Annotated in this window: 16 protein-coding genes; 11 read left to right on the top strand and 5 right to left on the bottom strand. The window is 72.2% G+C overall.

The window, feature by feature from the left end:
- Positions 1–138: 138 nt before the first annotated feature.
- Complete coding sequence (locus LCD35_RS09720; protein WP_224955365.1) at positions 139–1,032, bottom strand: glutamate ABC transporter substrate-binding protein; 894 nt, start codon at positions 1,030–1,032, stop codon at positions 139–141.
- Between the two features lie 71 nt (positions 1,033–1,103).
- Positions 1,104–1,832: an amino acid ABC transporter ATP-binding protein gene (locus LCD35_RS09715; RefSeq protein WP_224955401.1), complete on the bottom strand. Its 729-nt coding sequence runs from the start codon at positions 1,830–1,832 to the stop codon at positions 1,104–1,106.
- Positions 1,833–2,502: 670 nt separating this feature from the next.
- On the opposite strand from LCD35_RS09715, the gene miaB reads away from it, so the two are divergent.
- Together miaB and LCD35_RS09705 are read left to right on the top strand one after the other, a co-directional pair.
- Positions 2,503–3,993 carry a tRNA (N6-isopentenyl adenosine(37)-C2)-methylthiotransferase MiaB gene (gene miaB / locus LCD35_RS09710; protein ID WP_224955366.1) on the top strand — a complete coding sequence of 497 codons (1,491 nt, stop codon included), beginning with the start codon at positions 2,503–2,505 and terminating at the stop codon, positions 3,991–3,993.
- Positions 3,990–4,574 (top strand): hypothetical protein, encoded by a 585-nt coding sequence (locus tag LCD35_RS09705; RefSeq protein WP_224966427.1) that lies wholly within the window; start codon positions 3,990–3,992, stop codon positions 4,572–4,574. The genes miaB and LCD35_RS09705 overlap by 4 nt, the downstream gene beginning before the upstream one ends.
- Positions 4,575–4,741: 167 nt before the next feature.
- On the opposite strand, the gene LCD35_RS09700 is transcribed toward LCD35_RS09705, so the two are convergent.
- A complete protein-coding gene (locus LCD35_RS09700) occupies positions 4,742–6,070 on the bottom strand; it encodes a DUF349 domain-containing protein (RefSeq protein ID WP_224955368.1) in 1,329 nt (442 codons plus the stop codon).
- 278 nt (positions 6,071–6,348) lie between these two features.
- Between LCD35_RS09700 and LCD35_RS09695 the strand changes: the two genes are divergently transcribed.
- The 5 genes from LCD35_RS09695 (at position 6,349) to LCD35_RS09675 (ending at position 11,711) form a co-directional block, all read left to right on the top strand.
- Positions 6,349–7,059, top strand: a complete 711-nt coding sequence (locus LCD35_RS09695; protein WP_224955369.1) for a hypothetical protein — start codon at positions 6,349–6,351, stop codon at positions 7,057–7,059.
- 42 nt (positions 7,060–7,101) lie between these two features.
- Positions 7,102–8,019, top strand: a complete 918-nt coding sequence (gene miaA, locus LCD35_RS09690) for a tRNA (adenosine(37)-N6)-dimethylallyltransferase MiaA (protein ID WP_225044064.1) — start codon at positions 7,102–7,104, stop codon at positions 8,017–8,019.
- 10 nt (positions 8,020–8,029) lie between these two features.
- On the top strand, positions 8,030–8,881 hold the full coding sequence (dapF, locus tag LCD35_RS09685; RefSeq protein WP_225044063.1) for a diaminopimelate epimerase: 852 nt from the start codon (positions 8,030–8,032) through the stop codon (positions 8,879–8,881).
- 288 nt (positions 8,882–9,169) lie between these two features.
- Positions 9,170–10,540, top strand: a complete 1,371-nt coding sequence (gene hflX, locus LCD35_RS09680; protein WP_224955402.1) for a GTPase HflX — start codon at positions 9,170–9,172, stop codon at positions 10,538–10,540.
- Between the two features lie 64 nt (positions 10,541–10,604).
- Complete coding sequence (locus LCD35_RS09675) at positions 10,605–11,711, top strand: hypothetical protein (RefSeq protein ID WP_225044062.1); 1,107 nt, start codon at positions 10,605–10,607, stop codon at positions 11,709–11,711.
- Positions 11,712–11,766: 55 nt separating this feature from the next.
- On the opposite strand, the gene lexA is transcribed toward LCD35_RS09675, so the two are convergent.
- Positions 11,767–12,435, bottom strand: a complete 669-nt coding sequence (gene lexA / locus LCD35_RS09670; protein WP_224955403.1) for a transcriptional repressor LexA — start codon at positions 12,433–12,435, stop codon at positions 11,767–11,769.
- Positions 12,436–12,772: 337 nt separating this feature from the next.
- Between lexA and LCD35_RS09665 the strand changes: the two genes are divergently transcribed.
- The 3 genes from LCD35_RS09665 to LCD35_RS09655 all read left to right on the top strand — a co-directional run bounded on the left by LCD35_RS09665 (position 12,773) and on the right by LCD35_RS09655 (position 16,950).
- Positions 12,773–13,231, top strand: coding sequence for a LysM peptidoglycan-binding domain-containing protein (locus LCD35_RS09665; protein WP_225044061.1), 459 nt, complete (start codon positions 12,773–12,775; stop codon positions 13,229–13,231).
- Between the two features lie 274 nt (positions 13,232–13,505).
- Positions 13,506–13,997, top strand: a complete 492-nt coding sequence (gene nrdR / locus LCD35_RS09660) for a transcriptional regulator NrdR (RefSeq protein WP_224955374.1) — start codon at positions 13,506–13,508, stop codon at positions 13,995–13,997.
- A 124-nt stretch (positions 13,998–14,121) separates the two neighbouring features.
- Positions 14,122–16,950 (top strand): vitamin B12-dependent ribonucleotide reductase, encoded by a 2,829-nt coding sequence (locus LCD35_RS09655; protein ID WP_224955375.1) that lies wholly within the window; start codon positions 14,122–14,124, stop codon positions 16,948–16,950.
- A 111-nt stretch (positions 16,951–17,061) separates the two neighbouring features.
- On the opposite strand, the gene LCD35_RS09650 is transcribed toward LCD35_RS09655, so the two are convergent.
- The gene (locus LCD35_RS09650; protein WP_225044060.1) at positions 17,062–17,361 is read right to left on the bottom strand and encodes a hypothetical protein; all 300 of its coding nucleotides are present in this window, start codon (positions 17,359–17,361) and stop codon (positions 17,062–17,064) included.
- A gap of 193 nt (positions 17,362–17,554) precedes the next feature.
- Between LCD35_RS09650 and LCD35_RS09645 the strand changes: the two genes are divergently transcribed.
- Positions 17,555–20,884: a phosphodiester glycosidase family protein gene (locus LCD35_RS09645; protein WP_224966428.1), complete on the top strand. Its 3,330-nt coding sequence runs from the start codon at positions 17,555–17,557 to the stop codon at positions 20,882–20,884.
- Positions 20,885–20,899: the final 15 nt, after the last annotated feature.

Below are 20,899 nucleotides of genomic sequence, written 5' to 3'. Positions count from 1 at the left end.
ATACCCGCCGGGGCCCCCGGCCCCCCGCTGTGGCGGGGGGGTGGTTGGGGGGTTCTCCGGGCCGGGTGCCCCCGGGGCGGGCGGCCGGGGGGGGGGGGGGGGGGCCCCGGGGGGGGGCCCCCCCGCACCGGGAGGCGATCAACTGCAGGGGTCCAGCTGCGGCAGCGGTGGGGTCTCCGGCGAGACCTTGCCCGCGGTGGCTCCCCAGGACTTCGCGTACTGGCCGTCGGCTTCGGCTCGGGTCAGGGTGTCGTCGATGAACCGGCAGAACGCCGTGTCGCCCTTCTTGACGCCGACGCCGTAGGGCTCCTTCGTGAACTGCCGGTCGACGAGCTTGAACCGGCCGTTGCCCTTCTGGACCAGGCCCATCAGGATCACGTTGTCCGTGGTGACGGCCTGCACCTGGCCGGTGCGCAGCGCGTCGGCGCACTTGGAGTAGACGTCGAACAACGTCAGGTTCTCCGGGTCGACGTACTGCTTGATCTGCTCGGCGGGCGTGGAGCCGGTGACCGAGCAGACCTTGGCGCCGGTGGGCCGCAGCGACTCCGGGCCGGTGATCGTGTCGTCGTCGGCGGAGACCATGAGGTCCTGGCCGGCTTCGTAGTACGGGCCGGCGAAGCTGATCCGCTGCTTGCGCTTGTCGTTGATCGTGTAGGTGGCCACGACCATGTCGACCCGGCCCTGCTCGATGAGTTCCTCGCGGGTCTTGCTCGGCGCCTCCACCCATTCGATCCGGTCGGCGGGGAGGCCCAGCCCGGCGGCGACGATCTTGCCGATCTCGACGTCGAAGCCCTGCGGGTTGCCGTCGAGGCCCTTCAGTCCGAACAGCGGCTGGTCGAACTTGGTGCCGATGCGGATCGTGCCGGACTGCTTCAGCTTCGCCATCGTGGTGCCGGGCTCGAACTGCGCGTTCGGGTCGACGGGCACGTCGGTGCCGGTTTCGAGGCGGTTCTCGCTGTTGCCCCCGCAGGCGGTCAGCGCCAGCGCCATCGACGCCGCCAGCACGCCCCAGCGCACGCTGCGCGCTTTCATCTCGGATGCCCCTCTCTGGAGGTGTACGGCTCCTGCGTCCCCGCGCGGGTGCGGGGACGACGCGAGGGAGGTCAGTGGGTGAGGATCTTGCTGAGGAAGTCCTGGGCGCGGGCGCTCTCCGGCTCGTCGAAGAACCGGTTCGGCGTCGAGTCCTCGACGATGCGCCCGTCGGCCATGAACAGCACCCGGTGCGCGGCGCGGCGGGCGAAGCCCATCTCGTGCGTGACGACCAGCATCGTCATGCCTTCGGCGGCGAGCCCGGCCATCACGTCGAGCACCTCGTTGACCATCTCGGGGTCGAGCGCCGAGGTGGGCTCGTCGAACAGCATGACCTTGGGCTTCATCGCCAGGGCGCGGGCGATCGCCGCCCGCTGCTGCTGCCCGCCGGAGAGCTGCGCGGGGTACTTCTCCGCCTGGTTGGCGATGCCCACCCGCTCCAGCAGGGCCAGCGCTTCGCGTTCGGCGGTGGCCTTGTCGGTCTTGCGCACCTTGATCGGCCCGAGCAGCACGTTCTCGAGGATCGTCTTGTGCGCGAACAGGTTGAACTGCTGGAACACCATGCCCACGTCGGCGCGGAGCTCGGCGAGCGCGCGTCCTTCGGCGGGCAGCGGCTTGCCGTCGATCTCGATCGTGCCCGAGTCGATGGGTTCCAGGCGGTTGATCGCGCGGCACAGCGTGGACTTGCCCGAGCCGGACGGCCCGAGCACCACCACGACCTGGCCGGGCGGAACGGTGAGGTCCACGTCCTGCAGCACGTGCAGGGAACCGAAGTGCTTGTCCACCGAGGACATGCGGATCATCGGCGAATCCGGGGAACCGGCGGTCATGCACACTCCTAGCCCGAGAATGTCCGGATCTGATGGCGAAAATTTAAGCTGCTCGTACCGATTAGTCCATATGGTGCGGGTCAACTCAGGTTGCAACTCGGTTACGCGGGTGGATCGGAGGATCGGTGGGGGTCTTCCCCATTGCCACGACGAGCTCCGAACGGTCTCCCAACTGCGCGAACCTGTTCTGGTAGGGGAGTTCGCCGCTTTCCGGCGACCTCCGCGGTGCGCACCCGAGGGGTGACCGTCCGTGTCGGTGCCCGCTCGGCCCCGCCCGGATGGACCGTCTGGGTGTGACCCGCAGTAACGCCTTCGGGTCGTGCCACGTGCACCTCCGCGGTGTTCTCGCGCCGTTCCCGCGCATCCCGCGAGCACCGGCGAATGCCCACCATGAATGAGCCGGACCGATCGCGGACGCGGTTTCGCTCGATTCGACTCGACTGCTCGAGAAGAATCACCGAATGCCGTTCATCCGGATTCCGGGCACCGGTCCGGACGGCCGCATCCGGTCCGCCGAACGCCGCAAGCGGCCCGCCGTGCCCGGCCCACGGCCGCGAGCGCCCGGCGACGATCCCCGGCCAGGTCGCCGCCCTCGCCTCCGGGTACTCGCCGACCAGTCCTGAGCAGCCGATATGGTGGCGGGGTGAGCACGACGAGCACTTCCCGGACCTACGAGATCCGCACCTACGGGTGTCAGATGAACGTGCACGACTCCGAGCGGCTGTCCGGGATGCTGGAAGACGCCGGTTACGTGCGCGCCGCGAAGGACCACGACCCCGACGTGGTCGTGTTCAACACCTGCGCGGTCCGGGAGAACGCCGACAACCGGCTCTACGGCAACCTCGGTCACCTGCGGCCCGCCAAGCAGGAACGCCCCGGGATGCAGATCGCCGTCGGCGGCTGCCTCGCGCAGAAGGACCGCAGCGAGATCGTCCGCCGCGCCCCGTGGGTCGACGTCGTGTTCGGCACCCACAACCTCGGTTCGCTGCCGACGCTGCTGGAACGCGCCCGGCACAACGAGGAGGCCGAGGTCGAGATCCTCGAAGCCCTCGACACCTTCCCGTCCACGCTGCCCGCGCGCCGCGAATCCGCCTACTCCGGCTGGGTGTCCGTCTCCGTCGGGTGCAACAACACCTGCACGTTCTGCATCGTGCCCGCGCTGCGCGGCAAGGAGAAGGACCGCAGGCCCGGCGACGTGCTCGCCGAAGTGCAGGCGCTCGCCGACGAAGGCGTGCTCGAAGTGACCCTGCTCGGGCAGAACGTCAACGCCTACGGCGCCGAGTTCGGCGACCGGTACGCGTTCGGCAAGCTGCTGCGCTCCTGCGGCGAGATCGACGGGCTCGAACGCGTCCGGTTCACCTCGCCGCACCCGCGCGACTTCACCGACGACGTCATCGACGCGATGGCCGAGACCCCGAACGTCTGCCACCAGCTGCACATGCCGCTGCAATCCGGGTCCGACCGGGTGCTCAAGGCGATGCGCCGCTCCTACCGCTCCGAGCGCTACCTCGGCATCCTGAGCAAAGTCCGCGAAGCGATGCCCGACGCCGCCATCACCACCGACATCATCGTCGGCTTCCCCGGCGAGACCGAGGAGGACTTCGAAGCGACCCTCGACGTCGTCCGCCGCGCCCGCTTCACCTCCGCGTTCACCTTCCAGTACTCCAAGCGGCCCGGCACACCCGCCGCCGACCTCCCCGGGCAGCTGCCCAAGGAGGTCGTCCAGCAGCGCTACGAACGGCTCGTCGCGCTGCAGAACGAGATGTCCTGGGAGCTCGGCAAGGAACTCGTCGGCCGCGAGGTCGAACTCCTCGTCGCCGAAGGCGAAGGCCGCAAGGACACCGCGACCCGCAGGCTCTCCGGCCGCGCCCGCGACGGGCGGCTCGTGCACTTCCACCCCGGCGGCGCCATCGACCGCGAGATCCGGCCCGGCGACATCGTGCACACCGCCATCACCCAGGCCTCCCCGCACCACCTCGTCGCCGACGGCGAGATCACCGCGCACTGGCGCACCCGGGCGGGCGACCACTGGGAAGAGGGCCGCAAGCCCAAGACCTCCGGGGTCAGCCTCGGGCTGCCCTCCTTCGGAGCCCCCGCGGCGCAGCCCGCCGCCGAACGAGGATGCGGCTGTTGAGCGACGACGAGCGCCCGCGCCCCGAACCGGACGACACCCCCGGCCCCGACGAGGCCGGACGGGACCAGGACCCGCGAGAAGGGACCGACGTGCAGCGCGCCGAACCGACCGACCCGGTGAACGCCCCCGAGCAGCAGGCCGACCGGCGGCAGCTGTCCCAGGCCGAACGCGACCTGCTGCGCCGCATCGATCCCGGCAGCACCGCCGTCACCATCGCCGGCGTCATCCTCGTGCTGATCGCCAGCTCGCTGCTGCCGTGGATCGGCGACGCCACCGGGCTGCAGATCCTGCTCGGCCACGCCGACCCCGTGCTGCAGGTCGGGCTGCTGCCCCGGCTGTTCTCGATCAACGCCACCATCGTCGGCGTGCTCATCGGCGCGCTCGCGCTCGTCACCCGTCGCTGGGCGGTCGCCTGGGTCGCGGGCATGGCCGCGATCATCGTGTCCTTCGAGGGCATGATCGCCATCTGGTCGCGGCAGACCGCGCCCACCGGTGGCCCGTCCTGGGGCCTGGTGCTCGCGGCGCTGTGCATGGTGGTGCTGGCGATCCAGTGGCTCCGGGTCGTCCTCACCCGGCCGTGAGGTCGGGGATCGAGTGCGGGTCGGCGCCCCGGAGCGGCGGTGCCGCGCGCGGGGCTGAGTCCTGCTCCCGGGATCAGGTGGTCCGCGGTGCGGCGGCCCCGCCGTCGACGAGGCGGAACCGCTGCCCGGGTGTGCGCCCGCCCCGCTGATCGGGGGGGGCGGCGACCTCACCGATCGGCCAGCGCCTGCTCGGCAGCGGCGAGCCACACCCGCCACTGGCCGGCCTGCTCGTCGGCCTTCTTCGCCCGCTTCGCGTCGCCCGCGGCGCGCGCCTTCTCCGCCTGCGCCTCGAACTGCTCGACGCGCTCCCGGAACTGGTCGACGCGCGCCTGCGCCTCCGGGTCGGTGCGCCGCCACTGCGCGTCCGAAGCCGACCGCACCCGGTCCGCGACCGTGCGCAGCCGCCCCTCCAGCTCCCGCATCCGCTCGCGCGGGACCTTCCCGATCTCGTCCCAGCGCTGCTGGATGCGCTGCAGCTGCGCCTGTGCCGCGTTCAGGTCGGCACCCGGGTCGATCGCTTCCGCCTCGACCAGCAGCGCTTCCTTGTGCCGCGCGTTCTCGGCGAACTCGGCGTCGCGCTCGGAGAACGCCGCCGACCGGCGGGCGAAGAACGCGTCCTGCGCGGTCCGGAACCGCTGCCACAGCGCGTCGTCGCTGTCCTTCGGTGCCCGGCCGCTCTCCTTCCACTCGGCCATGAGCTCCTTGTAGCGCGCCGCCGTCGCTCCCCAATCAGTGGATTCGGTGAGCGCTTCGGCGGCCTCCACGAGCTCCTGCTTGCGGGCCTTCGCCGCGGCCCGCTGCCGGTCCAGGTCGGCGAAGTGCGAACCGCGCCTGCGGTTGAACGCGTCGCGGGCCTTGGAGAACCGGCGCCACAGCTGCTCGTCGGTCTTGCGGTCCACGCCGCGCACCGACTTCCACTCCTCGAGGATCGCGCGCAGCCGGTCACCGGCGGACTTCCAGTGCGTCGCCTCCGCGGCGATCTCCTCGGCCTCGGCGGCGAGCGCCTCCTTGCGGGCCACCGCGTCCGTGCGGGCCTGCTCCTTGTGCGCCTTCGCCTCCTCGACCGCCTGCTCGGCGTGCTGCACGAGGTGCTCCGCCAGCGCGCCCAGCGCGGCCAAGTCGCCGACGACGGCGGCCTCCGGCAAGCCGTCGCGCAGGTGCTTGGCGCTGGTCAGCGACTGCTTCGCGTCCCCGGACCGGCTGTTGAGCCGGTTCTCCAGCAGTTCCGCCTCGGTGCGCAGGTCGTCGAACTTCCGCGCGAAGTGCGCCAAGCCCTCGGCGGGCTCGCCGGCTTGCCAGGAACCGACCTCGCGCTCCCCGTCGGCGGTCCGCACCCACACGGTGCCCGCCTCGTCGACGCGACCCCACCGCTCCGGGTGCGTCGACGCCGTCGGGACGGAGGGGGCCGTCGAGGTGGACCCGGTCCCAGCGGCGGCCGCGGCCGCGTCGGGCGTGGCGCCCGCAGTGCTGTCGGGGGTCGTGTCCTGGTGCGTCATGACCGGAATCCTCCTCGGGTACCCGCTTCGGTGCCCGTGCCGGGCACGGGCGCCCCGCACGTGCGGGGCCGGTACGCGGCGATCCGGACCCCGGTGACGAGTCCGATCTCCGCTGGCGCATTCAAACAGGTCGGCACCCGCGCCGGAATTCCGGCGTTCCTCCGCGCGGTTCGCCCGGTCGCGCGGAGCGGCCGCGGGCGGGTGCCTCGAACGCCCGCCTCCGCCGATCGGATGCCTGCTCCGCTCACCGCTGACCGTGACCTCTACCGTGCACGGGTGTGATCACCCGCATCGCCGTGGTGCCCTACCCGCCGCTGCTCGTCCCCGAACTGACCGTGCGGTCCACTTCGGTGATCGAGCCCGTGCGGAGCGCGTGCCTGCGCGCCACCACCATTTTGACCGAATCCGCAACCGAATGGGTGGCGGTCGGGGTAGATCGTTCCGGTCCTCCCGAACTCGGGCCGGGCACGACGGGCACCTTCGCCGGGTACGGCGTCGACGTCCCGGTCTCGCTGCACGAGAGCGAGCGCACCACCCCCGACCCGGACCTGCCGCTGCCGGCGCTCGTCGCCGGACTGCTGCGTGCGCAAGCCGGGGCCCGGTCCGTGCGGATGCACCTGCTGGATCCCGACGCGCCCGCCGAGCAGGCCGCTGAACTGGGTGAACGGCTGGACGCCTCCGGGACGGAGACCGCGCTGCTGGTGCTGGCCGAAGGCGGCAGCCACCGCGACGAGCGTTCCCCGCACCCGCCGGACCCGCGGGCCGAAGTCCTCGACGAGGTGCTGCGCCGCGCGCTGCGCGACGTCGACCGCGCCGCCCTGCTCGGCCTCGACCCCGGCGAATGCGCCGAGCTGGGCGTGCACAGCCGCGCCGCGTGGCAGGTCGCCGCCGGGGCCGCCGCGCGCGGGACCTGGCAGGCCGAACCGCTGTACTCCGACACGCCGCTGGGCATCACCTACCACGTCGGCGTCTGGACCCGGACCGGCTGACGGCCCGCCGCGACCCCGGCCGGTGGCACTACAGTCCCCACCGTGTCCGCCGCATCCCCAGCTCGACCGGTGGCGATCGTCGGGCCCACCGCCACCGGCAAGTCCGACCTCGCCGTCGAGGTCGCGGCCGAACTCGGCGGTGAGGTCGTCAACGCCGACGCGATGCAGCTCTACCGGGGCATGGACATCGGCACCGCGAAGCTCCCGCCGGGGGAGCGGCACGGCGTTCCGCACCACCTGCTCGACGTGCTGGACGTGACCGAAGCCGCCTCGGTGGCCGCCTACCAGCGGGACGCGCGCGCCGCCGTCGAGGACGTCCTCGCCCGCGGCCGCACCCCGGTGCTCGTCGGCGGCAGCGGGCTGTACGTGCAGGCCGTGCTCGACGACCTGCGGTTCCCCGGCACCGACCCGCAGGTGCGGGCGCGCTGGGAGGCCGAACTCGCCGAACGCGGGCCGGACGCGCTGCACCGCCGACTCGCCGAGCTCGACCCGTCCGCCGCCGAAGCCATCCTTGCCTCCAACGGGCGACGCCTGGTGCGGGCGCTGGAGGTCATCGAGATCACCGGAGAACCGTTCTCCGCGAACCTGCCGGTGCCCGGACCACCGCGTTATGGCACCGTGCTCGTCGGGCTGGACCGGCCCGTCGCGGAACTCGACGACCGGGTGGACCGGCGCGTCACCCGCATGTTCGACGACGGGCTGGCCGCCGAGGTCCGCGAACTCTGCGAGCAGGGCCTCCGCCACGGGCGCACCGCCTCCCGCGCCCTCGGCTACCAGCAGGTGCTCGCCGAACTCGACGGGTCCGGGGACATGGCCGCGGCCGCCGCCGAGACCGCCCGGCTCACCCGCCGGTTCGTGCGCAAGCAGCGCTCCTGGTTCCGGCGCGACGACCGCATCCGGTGGCTGGCGCCCGAACCGGCGAGCGCGGTGCCCGCCGTCCGCGCACTGCTGCGCACGTAGACTCGTCGACGTGCGGTTTTCCGAAGGACCAGAGTTCGCCAAGGGCCACGGCACGCAGAACGACTTCGTCGTGCTGCCCGACCCGGACGGCGAGCTGAAGCTCACCGACGCGCACGTGCGCGCCCTCTGCGACCGGCGCCGCGGGTTCGGAGCCGACGGCGTGCTGCGCGTCGTCCCGACCGCCGCCATCCCGGACGCACCCGCCGACCTTCACCCGGACGTGTGGTTCATGGACTACCGCAACGCGGACGGCTCGATCGCCGAGATGTGCGGCAACGGGGTCCGCGTCTTCGCCCGGTACCTCGTCGACTCCGGGCTCGTCACCGGCACCGAGTTCCCCGTCGGGACCCGCGCCGGGCTCCGGCAGGTCCGCACCCACTCGGACGGCGGCAGCACCGTCGACATGGGCGCCGCGAACGTGTTCGGCGAGTCCGCAGCGACCCTCGCCGGGCGGGACTTCCCCGGCCTGGCCGTGGACCTCGGCAACCCGCACCTGGCGTGCGTCACCGACGCCGACCTCGACGCGCTCGACCTCGCCGGAAGCCCCGCGCACGACTCCGAGGTGTTCCCGAACGGCGTCAACGTGGAATTCGTCCGCCCCAGCGGGCCCGGGCGGGTGCGGATGCGGGTGCACGAGCGCGGCGTCGGCGAGACCCGCTCTTGCGGAACCGGCACCGTCGCGGCCGCCGTCGCCGCCCTCCGCGCCGACGGCGAGACGACCGGGATCCGCACCGTCGACGTCCCCGGCGGCACCGTGCAGGTCGAGGTGACCGGCGCGACGACCCTGCTCACCGGGCCCGCCGTGCTCGTCGGCGGCGGCCGGATCGACGCCGGCTGGTGGCGGCAGCTCGCGGGCGGCTGATCCGCATCCGGACGCGGTCACCCCGGTCGAAGGGTGAAAACCACTCGCGTGCCGTGGGACAATGGTGTCGATATGAAGAAATCCGCACTGTGGTCACATGAGGCGGGCACCCGCGACGGGAACGCTCGCACGGCATCCGACGTCGGGCGGGACGACCTCCCCGAGGACTCCCGCTACGACGGCGGCCACTTCGACTCCTTCGACGACGGTCCGTTCGACGACCGCTTCGACGACGGTGAGGTCGACTTCACCGCCGACTCCTACTCCGACGACCCGTCCGCGGGTGAGATGGAGCTAGAAGAGCGCAACTCGCTGCGCCGCGTCGCCGGGCTGTCCACCGAGCTCGCGGACATCACCGAGGTCGAGTACCGGCGGCTGCGCCTGGAGCGCGTGGTGCTGGTCGGGGTGTGGACCGAAGGCGACGCCGAGCATGCCGAGAGCTCGCTGGCCGAACTGGCCCGCCTCGCCGAGACGGCAGGTTCGGAAGTCCTCGACGGGCTGGTGCAGCGCAGGCCGCGGCCCGACCCGGCTACCTACGTCGGTTCCGGCAAGGTCAAGGAGCTGCGCGAAGTCGTCATCTCCACCGGTGCGGACACCGTCATCTGCGACGGCGAGCTCTCCGCGGGCCAGCTGCGCCAGCTGGAGGACAAGCTGAAGGTCAAGGTCATCGACCGGACCGCGCTGATCCTGGACATCTTCGCCCAGCACGCCAGCTCCAAGGAGGGCAAGGCGCAGGTCGAGCTCGCCCAGCTGCAGTACTTCCTGCCGCGGCTGCGCGGCTGGGGCGAGGCGATGTCCCGGCAGGCTGGCGGTCGTGCCGGTGGTGCCAACGGCGGCGTCGGCACCCGCGGTCCCGGTGAGACGAAGCTGGAGACCGACCGCAGGCGGATCCACAAGCGCATCAGCAAGCTCCGCAACGAGCTCAAAGCCATGAGCACCATCCGCAGCACCAAGCGCGGGCGGCGCGAGGCGCAGCGGGTGGCGGGCGTGGCCATCGCCGGGTACACCAACGCCGGCAAGTCCAGCCTGCTCAACGCGCTCACCGGTGCCGGAGTGCTCGTCGAGGACGCGTTGTTCGCGACCCTGGACCCGACGACCCGCCGGGCCGAGACCCCCGACGGCAGACCCTACACGTTGACCGACACCGTCGGGTTCGTCCGGCACCTGCCGCACCAGCTGGTGGAGGCCTTCCGCTCCACGCTGGAGGAGGTCACCGGCGCCGACCTGCTGGTCCACGTGGTGGACGGTTCCGAACCGCAGCCGCACGAGCAGGTCGCGGCGGTGCGCACCGTCGTCTCCGACATCGCCGAGGAGCACGGCGCTCCGGTGCCGGAGGAGCTGCTGGTGGTGAACAAGGTCGACCAGGTCGACGCCACCCGCCTCGCCGAACTGCGGCAGCTGCTGCCCGGTGCGGTGTTCGTCTCGGCGCACAGCGGCGAGGGCATCGCCGCACTCCGCGAGATCATCTCCGACCGGCTGCCGAGGCCGGACGTGTTCATCGACGCGCTGGTGCCGTACACCCGAGGTGAGCTGGTCGCCCGGGTGCACGCCGAAGGCGAGCTGGTGGCCGAGGAGCACACGGCCGACGGCACCAGGGTGCGGGCCAAGGTCCGGCCCGACCTGGCGGGAGCGCTGCAGCCGTTCGTGGCCGTCGGATGAGCGGCGTGCGGCCGGCTTCCGCCCGCGGCCGCGTGCTCGCGGTGCGGCTCACCCCACCCGTGCGGTGAGCGGCCTGCGTCGGCGGCGCCGAGCCCCGGCCCGGTCGGTGCGGCGGGGGAGCGCGCTGTCCGCGGTCGTGGTGCTGTGCGGGCTCGGCACCGGGGCTCCAGGTGCGGCCGCGGCACCGGAGCCGCCTGCTCCCGTGCAGCGCTGCCGGGTGACGGACCCGGGACTGACCGAGTTGTCCGGCCTGGCCTCGGACGGCCGGTATTGGTACGCGGTCGACGATGGCGGCAGCTCGTTGCGGGTCGCCCTGCTCGACCGCGACAGCTGCGAGGTGCGGGCGGAGTGGACTTCGCCGACCGACCCCTACGACGTCGAGGACTTGGCGTTGGCCCCGGACGGTGCGGCGTGGCTGGCCGACACCGGTGACAACCGGCGGGCTCGCTCCACCGTGGCCCTGCACCGGTTGACGGCGGACGGCGACTCGCAGCTGTACCGGCTGAGCTACCCGGACGGTCCGCACGACGCCGAGGCACTCCTGCTGGACCGGGCCGGGACACCGCACGTGGTCACCAAAGAACCGTTCGGCATGGCCTTCGTGTACCGCCCGGCAGAGCCCCTGGTCGCCGGCGGGACGGTGTCGTGGGAGCGGGTCGGGGAGCTCGCGCTGCCCACCACCGACTCCCCGGACGGCCCGATCAAGGGCATCGGCACCCGGTTGGTGACGGGTGGTTCGGTGAGCCGGGACGGCACGTTGATCGCGCTGCGCACCTACACCGAGGCGTACCTGTTCCACGCACCCGACGGCGACCTGCCCGCGGCGCTGCGGCGCCCGCCGGTGGCTCTGCGGCTGCCGTCGGAACCGCAGGGCGAGGCGATCGCGTGGGAGCCGGACGGGTCGCTCGTGACGAGTTCGGAAGGACTTCAACCGGTGTACGTGCTGCCCGGGGCCGCGGCCCTGCTGGCGACGGGTGCCGAACCCGACCCCTCCGCGGCGCCCGGGACACCCGCCCCCGGCGTTTCGGAACCCGCCGAGGGCGAACAACCGGCTCCCGGGTCGGACGACGCGGCGGACGGGTCCGTGCTCTCCACCGCCCCCGCGCTCGTCGTCGCCGGTGGGCTGGCCGCCCTGCTGCTGTACTTCCTGGTCCGGATGCGCCACCGCTGACAACCCGTCTCGGGCGCGCGGCCCGGGCGGTCCACCGGCCGGACGGCGCCCCGGATCAGAGCCGGCGCAGCACCGCGACCACCTTGCCGAGGATCGTCGCGTCGTCGCCCAAGATCGGCTGGTAGGCCTCGTTGTGCGGCACCAGCCAGACGTGCTCGTCGGTCCGCTTGAAGGTCTTGACCGTGGCCTCGCCATCGATCATCGCCGCTACCACGTCGCCGTTCTCGGCGTCCGGCTGCTGGCGCACCGCCACCCAGTCGCCGTCGGTGATGGCCAGGTCGGTCATCGAGTCGCCGACCACCTGGAGCAGGAACAGCGAGCCCTCGCCGACGATCTCCTTCGGCAGCGGGAAGACGTCCTCGACCGATTCCTCGGCGAGGATCGGGCCGCCCGCGGCGATCCGGCCCACCACCGGGACGTAGGCGGGCTTGGGGCGCCCGGCGAGCTCGGTCTGCTCGGAATCGGCCACCAGCACGCCGACCGTGCGCGGGCGGTGCGGGTCGCGCCGCAAGAAGCCCTTCCGCTCCAGCACCCGCAGCTGATAGGCGACGGACGAGGTGGACGTCAGGCCCACCGCGTCGCCGATCTCCCGCACGCTCGGCGGGTAGCCGTGCTCGCGCATCCAGCTGCGGATCGCCTCGAGCACCTTGAGCTGCCGGTCGCTGAGCTCGTCGGTACCGGGCTGCTCGGGGACCGCCGGGGCGCTCGTCGACTCCGCCGCGATGCCGCCCTTGATGTCGGTCACGATCGCCTCCGCGCCGCGAGAACCGTTCGCCGACCCGGCGTCGCCGGACGTGCCGCCGAGTTCGCCGTTGATCGATTCGGTCGTGTTGCTGACCACCACTGCCTCCTGTCCTCGTGAACGGGACTGCTCGTGACTCCGATTTCCACAGTAGACGGGCTGAAGTGGAAGATCAAACACCTGTTCGAGTTAATTTGGCCGCGACTCTGGCCTTTTCCGGCACTGCTGGTACACAATCGCACGCAGGTTCGATCGAACACCTTTTCGATCATGGAGCGATCGCCGGGCCGTCCCGAGGTCCTGGTGTCTGGAGGTGCTCATGGTGGCGATGTCCGGTGCGGTGTCCCGGTCGCGATCCGGCGCTGCGACGATGGAGCCGTCCGCGGCTCCGATCGGTCGGCCGCGCGCGGAGCGCGGGGATGCGGTGCTTTCCGTCGAGGTGGCGGCGGCCCCGTCCGCCCCGGTCCTCGTGGTCGCGCGGGCGCGGTGGTTCCGCCTGGCCCGCGAGTGCGCCTGGCTCGCCGCCGTGGGTGCCTGCGCGTTCATCGGGGTCCTCCTGTTCGGCTTGCTCGCGCTGGACTCGGGTGCGCGGCCGGTGCCGGACGCCACTGCGGTCGTGCGGGTGGCCGAGGGCGACACGCTGTGGTCGATGGCCGCCCGGTTCGCTCCGGACAGTGATCAGGGTGCGGTCGTTGACCGGATCGTGGAGCTGAACCGGCTCGACCCGGCGGCGCCCGCGTTGGGTGGCGCGCTCGTCGTGCCGGCGCAGCGGGGCTGACCGCCCGGGGCGCGTTCGAGGGTGGTTCGCGGGCGTCCCGGGAGGGCTTCCGCAGGTCGTCGGGTTCGGTGTCACTCGACCGGGGAAGACGGGGTGGGTCGGTTTGCTTCCCGTGTGGGGGCGGATTAGAGTCGACCACAACATCTAGTAGTTACGCCGGTGTAGTTACTCCACGGGTTGGGATCGCGGAGTGTTCGCGCATCCACGGACCGTGAGTCGCGCCGGTGAGCTCGATGGTGTGGATGACGATGATGCCGGGGAGGGGGTGAGTCCGATGCGGTGCCCGTTTTGCCGGGGCGATGATTCGCGAGTGGTCGACTCGCGCGAGGTCGAGGAGGGCCAGGCGATCCGGCGCAGGCGATCCTGCTCGTCGTGCGGTCGCCGGTTCACCACGATCGAGGAACTCGTGCTGTCGGTGGTGAAGCGCTCCGGCGTCACCGAGCCCTTCAGCCGCGAGAAGGTGGTGCGGGGCGTGCGGCGCGCCTGCCAAGGCCGCCCGGTGCAGGAGGACGCGCTGCAGCAGCTCGCCCACCGCGTCGAGGACGCGGTCCGCTCCCGAGGTGTGTCGGAGTTGTCCAGCCACGAGGTGGGACTCGCGATACTGGGGCCGCTGCGGGAGCTCGACGAGGTGGCGTACCTCCGGTTCGCGAGCGTGTACCGGGCGTTCTCCTCCGTCGAGGACTTCGAGGAGGAGATCGCCGACCTCCGGGCCGCCGCCGGCGCAGGCGCGGTCCCGCAGGTCGCCGAGGGGAGCACCGGTGGCTAGGTCGAAGCGGCGGCACGTCAGGCGCGAGCCGTCGAATGCGGGTGGGATGCACCAGCGCCGCCCGGGGAGCACCCCGGACGACGCCGGGAACGCACGAGCGAGCAACAGGGAAGAGGGACAGGTCATGACAGAGACCGTGGGCAGCCCGGCCGGCGCCGCGGGGGAGCCGGATTCAGATGCCCGCACCGAGGGCATCCGGGTGCAGCGCGTCTACACCACCGAGGGGGTGCACCCCTACGACGAGGTGTCGTGGGAGCGCAGGGACGTGGTGATGACCAACTGGCGCGACGGTTCGGTCAACTTCGAGCAGCGCGGGGTCGAGTTCCCCGACTTCTGGTCGCTGAACGCGGTCAACATCGTGACCAGCAAGTACTTCCGGGGGGCGCAGGGCACCGCGCAGCGGGAGAGCAGCCTGCGGCAGCTGATCGACCGGGTCGTGCACACCTACGTGCGCGCCGGCGTCGAGCACGGCTACTTCGCCACCGAGGCGGACTCGGAGATCTTCGAGCACGAGCTGACCTGGATGCTGCTGCACCAGGTGTTCAGCTTCAACTCGCCGGTGTGGTTCAACGTGGGCACCAGCTCGCGCCAGCAGGTCTCCGCCTGCTTCATCCTGTCCGTGGACGACACGATGGAGTCGATCCTCGACTGGTACAAGGAAGAGGGCCTGATCTTCAAGGGCGGTTCCGGCGCCGGCCTGAACCTGTCCCGGATCCGCTCCTCCCGCGAACTGCTGTCCTCCGGCGGCACCGCCTCGGGCCCGGTGTCGTTCATGCGGGGTGCGGACGCCTCCGCGGGCACCATCAAGTCCGGCGGTGCGACCCGCCGGGCGGCGAAGATGGTCATCCTCGACGTGGACCACCCGGACGTCGAGGAGTTCATCGAGACCAAGTCCAAGGAAGAGGGCAAGATCCGCGCGCTGCGCGACGCGGGATTCGACGTCGACCTCGGCGGCGCCGACATGTCCTCGGTGCAGTACCAGAACGCGAACAACTCGGTGCGCGTCACCGACGAGTTCATGCGCGCCGTGGAGAGCGACGGGCCGTTCAACCTGCGCGCCCGCACCGACGGCTCGGTCGTGGACACCGTGCAGGCCCGCGACGTGTTCCGGAAGATGGCCAAGGCGGCGTGGGAGAGCGCCGACCCGGGCATCCAGTACGACGGCACGATCAACGACTGGCACACCGCGCCGGAGAGCGGCCGGATCTCGGCCTCCAACCCGTGCTCGGAGTACATGCACCTGGACAACTCCAGCTGCAACCTCGCCTCGCTGAACTTGATGAAGTTCCTGCGCTCGGATCTGACCTTCGACGCGGAACTGTTCGAGAAGGCCGTTGAGCTGGTCATCACCGCGATGGACATCTCGATCAGCTTCGCGGACTTCCCGACCGAGGCGATCGGCGAGACCACCCGCAAGTTCCGCCAGCTCGGCATCGGGTACGCGAACCTGGGCGCGCTGCTGATGGCCACCGGGCACGCCTACGACTCCGACGGCGGGCGCGCGCTGTCGGCGGCGATCACCTCGCTGATGACCGGCACCGCGTACAAGCGTTCGGCGGAGCTCGCCGGCGCCGTCGGCCCGTATGAGGGCTACGCCCGCAACGCCGACGCGCACCAGCGCGTGATGCGCAAGCACGCCGCGGCCAACGACCTGGTCCGCACCTACCACCGCAACGACGTGGCCGTGCACAAGCTGGCCACCAAGGTGTGGCAGGACGGCCTGGAACTCGGTGCCCGCAACGGCTGGCGCAACGCGCAGGCCTCGCTGCTGGCCCCGACCGGCACCATCGGCCTGATGATGGACTGCGACACCACCGGGGTCGAGCCGGACCTCGCGCTGGTGAAGTTCAAGAAGCTGGTCGGCGGCGGCTCGATGCAGATCGTCAACCAGACGGTCCCGCGCGCGCTGAAGGCGCTGGGCTACCAGGAAGAGCAGATCGAGGCGGTCGTCGAGTACATCGCCGAGCACGGCCACGTGGTGGACGCGCCCGGCCTGCGCCCCGAGCACTACGAGGTGTTCGACTGCGCGATGGGTGAGCGCTCCATCGCGCCGATGGGCCACGTGCGGATGATGGCCGCGGTGCAGCCGTTCCTGTCGGGCGCCATCTCGAAGACGGTCAACATGCCGGAGGCCGCTTCGGTCGCCGACGTGGAGGAGATCTACTTCGAGGGCTGGCGGCTCGGCCTCAAGGCCTTGGCGATCTACCGGGACAACTGCAAGGTCGGCCAGCCGCTGTCCGCGGGCAAGGGCGACAAGGGCACCGCGGAGAAGGCCGTCGAGAAGCAGATCGAGTACCGCCCGGTCCGCAAGCGCCTGCCGAAGAAGCGCCCGAGCCAGACGGTCTCGTTCACCGTGGGCGGTGCCGAGGGCTACCTGCACGCCGGTTCGTACCCGGACGACGGTCTCGGCGAGATCTTCGTGAAGCTGGGCAAGCAGGGCTCGACGCTGGCGGGCGTGATGGACGCCTTCTCGATGTCGATCTCGGTGGGTCTGCAGTACGGCATCCCGCTGGAGTTCTACGTCTCGAAGTTCCAGAACCTGCGCTTCGAGCCTGCGGGCATGACCGACGACCCGGACGTGCGGATGGCGGGCAGCGTCCTCGACTACCTGTTCCGCAGGCTGGCGCTGGACTACCTGCCCTACGAGAAGCGCGCGCAGCTGGGCATCTTCACCTCCGAGGAGCGCACCGCGCAGACCGCGGAGTACGACTCGGGTTCCACCGGCGGTGGTGAGGTCGACCTCGACACCATGCGGTCCACGGTGGACTCCTCGGTCGCCGAGTCGCGGCGCGAGGGCGAGGAGCCCCGCGCGGGCAGCTCCACCGAGCTGCTGGAGCTGCGGCTGGGCAAGGCCGCGGACGCGCCGTTGTGCATGACCTGCGGCACGAAGATGCGTCCGTCCGGTTCCTGCTACCTGTGCGAGGGCTGCGGTTCCACCTCGGGGTGCAGCTGACCTCGTGACGGGGCGCCGACCTGCGGGTAGCGGCGCCTCACCGACGCGGAGGGTGGTCCGGCGCGATGCCGGGCCACCCTTTTCGCGCGTACGAGCGGCTGGGTTCCGGACTCAGCCGTGGCGGGAGAGCAGGTGCGCCGCGGCGGCGACTCCCGCGGTCGCGGTGACGACCGCGGGCCAGGCCCCGATGCGCCGGGCCAACGGGTGCGACCCGGCGAGCCCGGCGGCGTAGGCACCGCCGAGCAGCAGCGCGCGACCGGCACCGCCGCGCCGTCGGCAGCTCTCCACCGCGGCCAGCCCGCCGGCCCCGGCGACCAGCCCGCTCCACGAGCGGTGCCGCTGCACCCGGGTGACGGCGAAGCCGCCGATCAGCCCGGCGGAGCTGAGCAGGGCGGGCGGAACGCTGCGCATGGCGAATCCTCCTGCTGGTCCGGATCGTCGTGCGCCGACTCTACCGGCGGACGTGCCCGGGGCGGATCGTCGCCGGAACCTGGTCCGGTGATCGGTGTGGGCTGTTCGAGTGCTGTTCAGCTCGGCGCTCGCCCCCGGTCGTGCCGGTGCGGTCTGCTGGTGCGCTGAGGTTCCGGGGTGATCGGGAGGGCGCATGAGGTCGCGCGGTCTGGTGCTGGGGCTGTCCGGTGCGGTGCTGGCGGGTGCGTTGACCGCACCTGCCGCGAGCGGTGCGCCGCTGCTGGGTCCACCACCGGTGGAGGACCTTCCCGGCGCGTCCGCGACCGAACGCGGCCCGGTCAGCGTCCGCTCCGCCACGGCGAGGGCGGCGGGCCCGGACGGTTTCGACACGTCGCGGGAGACGTCCGAGGTGGCCCCGGGGCTCACGTTGACCGAGTTCGACCGGTACGAGCCGGAGGGCTGGGTGCGCGGTGACGTGCTCGCCGCGGACCTGGCCGGGTCCGGGTTGCGACCGGAGTACTTGAGCCCTGGTTCGGCGTCGGCGCGCGCTCCGCTTTCCGAGCAGCTCGGCGGCGCGGTCGCCGGGGTGAACGGGGACTTCTTCGACATCGACGCGTCCGGAGCTCCGCTCGGTGCCGCGATGTCGGGTGGTGAGCTGCTCTCCGCGCCGTCCGGCGGGCACAACGACGTCGCCGCGGTCGGCGGCTCGGCGGGGCGCCTGATGCAGGTGTTCCTGGCCGCCGAGCTGATCCGCCCGGACGGCGGGACCGTGCCGATCACCGATCTGAACTCCCCGCGCGTCGCCACCGGCGGCATCGGTCTCTACACGCCGTACTGGGGCGCGGCGTCCCGGAAGTCCGCAGTGGACGGTTCGGCGCCGGTGCTGGAGGTGGAGCTCGCGGGCGACGTGGTGGCCCAGGTGCGACCCGCCCCGGCGGAGGGGCCGATGCCGCCGGGTGCGGTGCGGCTGCTCGGCACCGGCGCCGGAGCCGCCGCGCTCGGCTCGCTGCGGCCGGGCGATCGGGTCTCGGTGCGGTACCGGCCGCGGACGGACGGCCCGGTGGACGTGGCGATCGGCGGCAACGAAATGCTGCTGCGGAACGGGGAGGTGCAGCCCGTCGACGACACCGCCCTGCACCCCCGCACCGCGGCGGGTTTCTCCGCTGACGGAACCCGGATGTGGCTGGTCACCATCGATGGCAGGCAGGCCGACAGCCGCGGTGCGACGGAGCGGGAACTGGCCGAACGGCTGCGGGCGCTGGGGGCGTCGGACGCGATCAACCTGGACGGCGGTGGTTCGTCGACGCTGCTGGCGCGCGAGCGCGGCGCGGACGAGGCGGACGTGCGCAATGCGCCGTCGGACGGGGAGCTGCGCCCGGTGCCGAACGGCATCGGGTTCGCGACCGCCGCGGGCAGCCGCCGGTTGCGCGGGTTCCGGGTCGAGCCCGATGGGGAACGGGTGCTGTCCGGGCTGTCCAGGGCGGTGGCGGCGCACGGCCACGACGAGACCGGGGCACCGGTACCCGCGGATCCCGAGTGGTCGGTGTCGCCGGCCGCGGCCGGCCGGGTGGACGGGGGAGTGCTGCGCGCGGGTCACCCGGGCACGGCCACGGTGACGGCGAGCGCTCCCGGCGCACGCGGTTCGGCGGAGCTGGCCGTCTTGGGCCCGCCGGCGTCGATCAGCACCGATGTGCGGCGGGTGGAGCTGCCGGACGCGGGCGCGCGGGGGCGCTTCCAGGTGCTGGGCCAGGACGCCGAGGGCTTCCGGACCTGGGTGGAACCGGTGGACGTGCGGTTGGAGTACGACCGCGACGCGGTGCGGATCGAACCGGACGGTGCCGGGTTCGCGGTGACGGCGCTGTCGGACTCGGCGACTTCGGCGGTGACCGTCCGCGTCGGTGACCTGACCGCGCACCTCGGCGTCACCACCGGTTCTCGACCGGAGCCGCTGGCGCCGCTGGACGGTCCCGGGGGGTGGGAGGTGTCGGTGTTCCCGCAGCAGGTGGCGGCGTCGCTGCACGAGGCACCGGGGCACGCGGGCACTCCCGGTCTGGCCTTGGACTACGCGTTGACGGGCGCCACGACGACCCGAGCCGCGTACGTGAACGTCACCGAGCCGCTCCCGTTGCGACCGGGAACGCAGCGGCTCGGGATGTGGGTGAACGGCGATGGCCGCGGCGCGTGGCTGCGCGGTTCCGTCGTCGATTCCGCTGGGGTGGCCACGACGGTGGATTGGGCGCGCAACGTGGACTGGACGGGGTGGCGCTACGTCGAGGCACCGCTGCCCGCCGGGGTGTCCGGATCGCTCCGGTTGCAGCGGATCTACGCGGTCGAGCCGGACGGTGCGCGGCAGTACTCGGGGCGGTTGGTGTTCGACGAGTTGACCGCGCTGGTCGCCCCGGAGGTGCAGGTGCCGGTCGACGCGGAACCGCAGGACCCGTCGGTGGTGCGGGATGGGACGTTGCCGCCTGTGCCGGGCGCGTCCCGGATCGCGGTGGTCAGCGACGCCCAGTTCACCGCCGACGAGCCGGACGGTCCGCTGGTGGCGGCCGCTCGGCGTTCGTTGCGCGAGGCGGTGGCGGCGCGGCCGGACGCGCTGGTGATCAACGGTGATCTGGTGGATCGGGGGACCGCGGCCGATTTCGACCTGGCCCGCCGGGTGATCGAGTCGGAGGTGGGGGATCGGGTTCCCTGGTACTACGTGCCGGGGAACCACGAGGCCTCGGGGCCGGGGGACCTGCGCGAGTTCGCCGCCGAGTTCGGGGCCACCCACCAGGTGGCGGATGTGGCCGGGACTCGGGCGGTGTTGCTGGATTCGTCGGCGGGCTCGTTGCTGGGCGGCGGGTTCGGCCAGGTGCGGATGCTGCGGTCGGCGTTGGACGAGGCTGCGCGGGATCCGGCGGTGCGTTCGGTGGCGGTGTTCCTGCACCACCCGCCGCGCGATCCGGGCCCGACGGACGCCTCCCAGCTGGAGGATCCGAAGGAGGCGGAGCTGCTCGGCCGGTGGCTGGCCGATTTCCGGCGGGATTCGGGGAAGCCCGCCGTGCTGGTGGCCGGACATGCCGGCACCTTCCACTCCTCCACCGTGGACGGGGTGCCGCGGCAGGTGAACGGCAATGCGGGCAAGCGGCCTGCCACGGCCCCGGACGCGGGTGGTTTCACCGGGTGGAGCCTGCTGCGGATCGATCCCGGCGACCGGCGCGACCCGGTGCGCTGGGAGACCAGGCCGCGCGTCGACCGGATCGAGCTGCCGGTGCCGCCGGTGGTGGCGGGTGGTGCTGCGCCGGTGGCGGCCACGCTGCTGCAGGAGGACCGGGTGGTGCCCGTGCGGTACCCGGTGAGCGCGGACTGGTCGGGCCGGTCCGTCCACATCGGACCTGCCGCGGAGGTGGGGCCGGGTGCGGTGGCCGCGTTCGATCCGGGCACCGGGGTGCTCACCGGGCTGCGTCCGGGGCGGGCGGAACTGAGCGTGATGATCAACGGGGTGAAGAAGTCCACCGTATTCGCTGTCACCCGGAGGTGAGTTCTTCCTGCTATA

Source organism: Saccharopolyspora sp. 6V, from assembly GCF_020176785.1.
GTDB lineage: Bacteria > Actinomycetota > Actinomycetes > Mycobacteriales > Pseudonocardiaceae > Saccharopolyspora_C > Saccharopolyspora_C gregorii.
This window is presented reverse-complemented; position numbering and strand designations above follow the sequence as displayed.

Excerpts from the sequence above, each read along its gene's own strand:
- LCD35_RS09720 (WP_224955365.1), bottom strand. The coding sequence starts at position 1,032 with ATGAAAGCGCGCAGCGTGCGCTGGGGCGTGCTGGCGGCGTCGATGGCG.
- LCD35_RS09715 (WP_224955401.1), bottom strand. The coding sequence starts at position 1,832 with ATGATCCGCATGTCCTCGGTGGACAAGCACTTCGGTTCCCTGCACGTG.
- LCD35_RS09700 (WP_224955368.1), bottom strand. The coding sequence starts at position 6,070 with ATGACGCACCAGGACACGACCCCCGACAGCACTGCGGGCGCCACGCCC.
- hflX (WP_224955402.1), top strand. The coding sequence starts at position 9,170 with ATGGAGCTAGAAGAGCGCAACTCGCTGCGCCGCGTCGCCGGGCTGTCC.
- LCD35_RS09665 (WP_225044061.1), top strand. The coding sequence starts at position 12,773 with ATGGTGGCGATGTCCGGTGCGGTGTCCCGGTCGCGATCCGGCGCTGCG.
- nrdR (WP_224955374.1), top strand. The coding sequence starts at position 13,506 with ATGCGGTGCCCGTTTTGCCGGGGCGATGATTCGCGAGTGGTCGACTCG.
- LCD35_RS09655 (WP_224955375.1), top strand. The coding sequence starts at position 14,122 with ATGACAGAGACCGTGGGCAGCCCGGCCGGCGCCGCGGGGGAGCCGGAT.
- LCD35_RS09650 (WP_225044060.1), bottom strand. The coding sequence starts at position 17,361 with ATGCGCAGCGTTCCGCCCGCCCTGCTCAGCTCCGCCGGGCTGATCGGC.
- LCD35_RS09645 (WP_224966428.1), top strand. The coding sequence starts at position 17,555 with ATGAGGTCGCGCGGTCTGGTGCTGGGGCTGTCCGGTGCGGTGCTGGCG.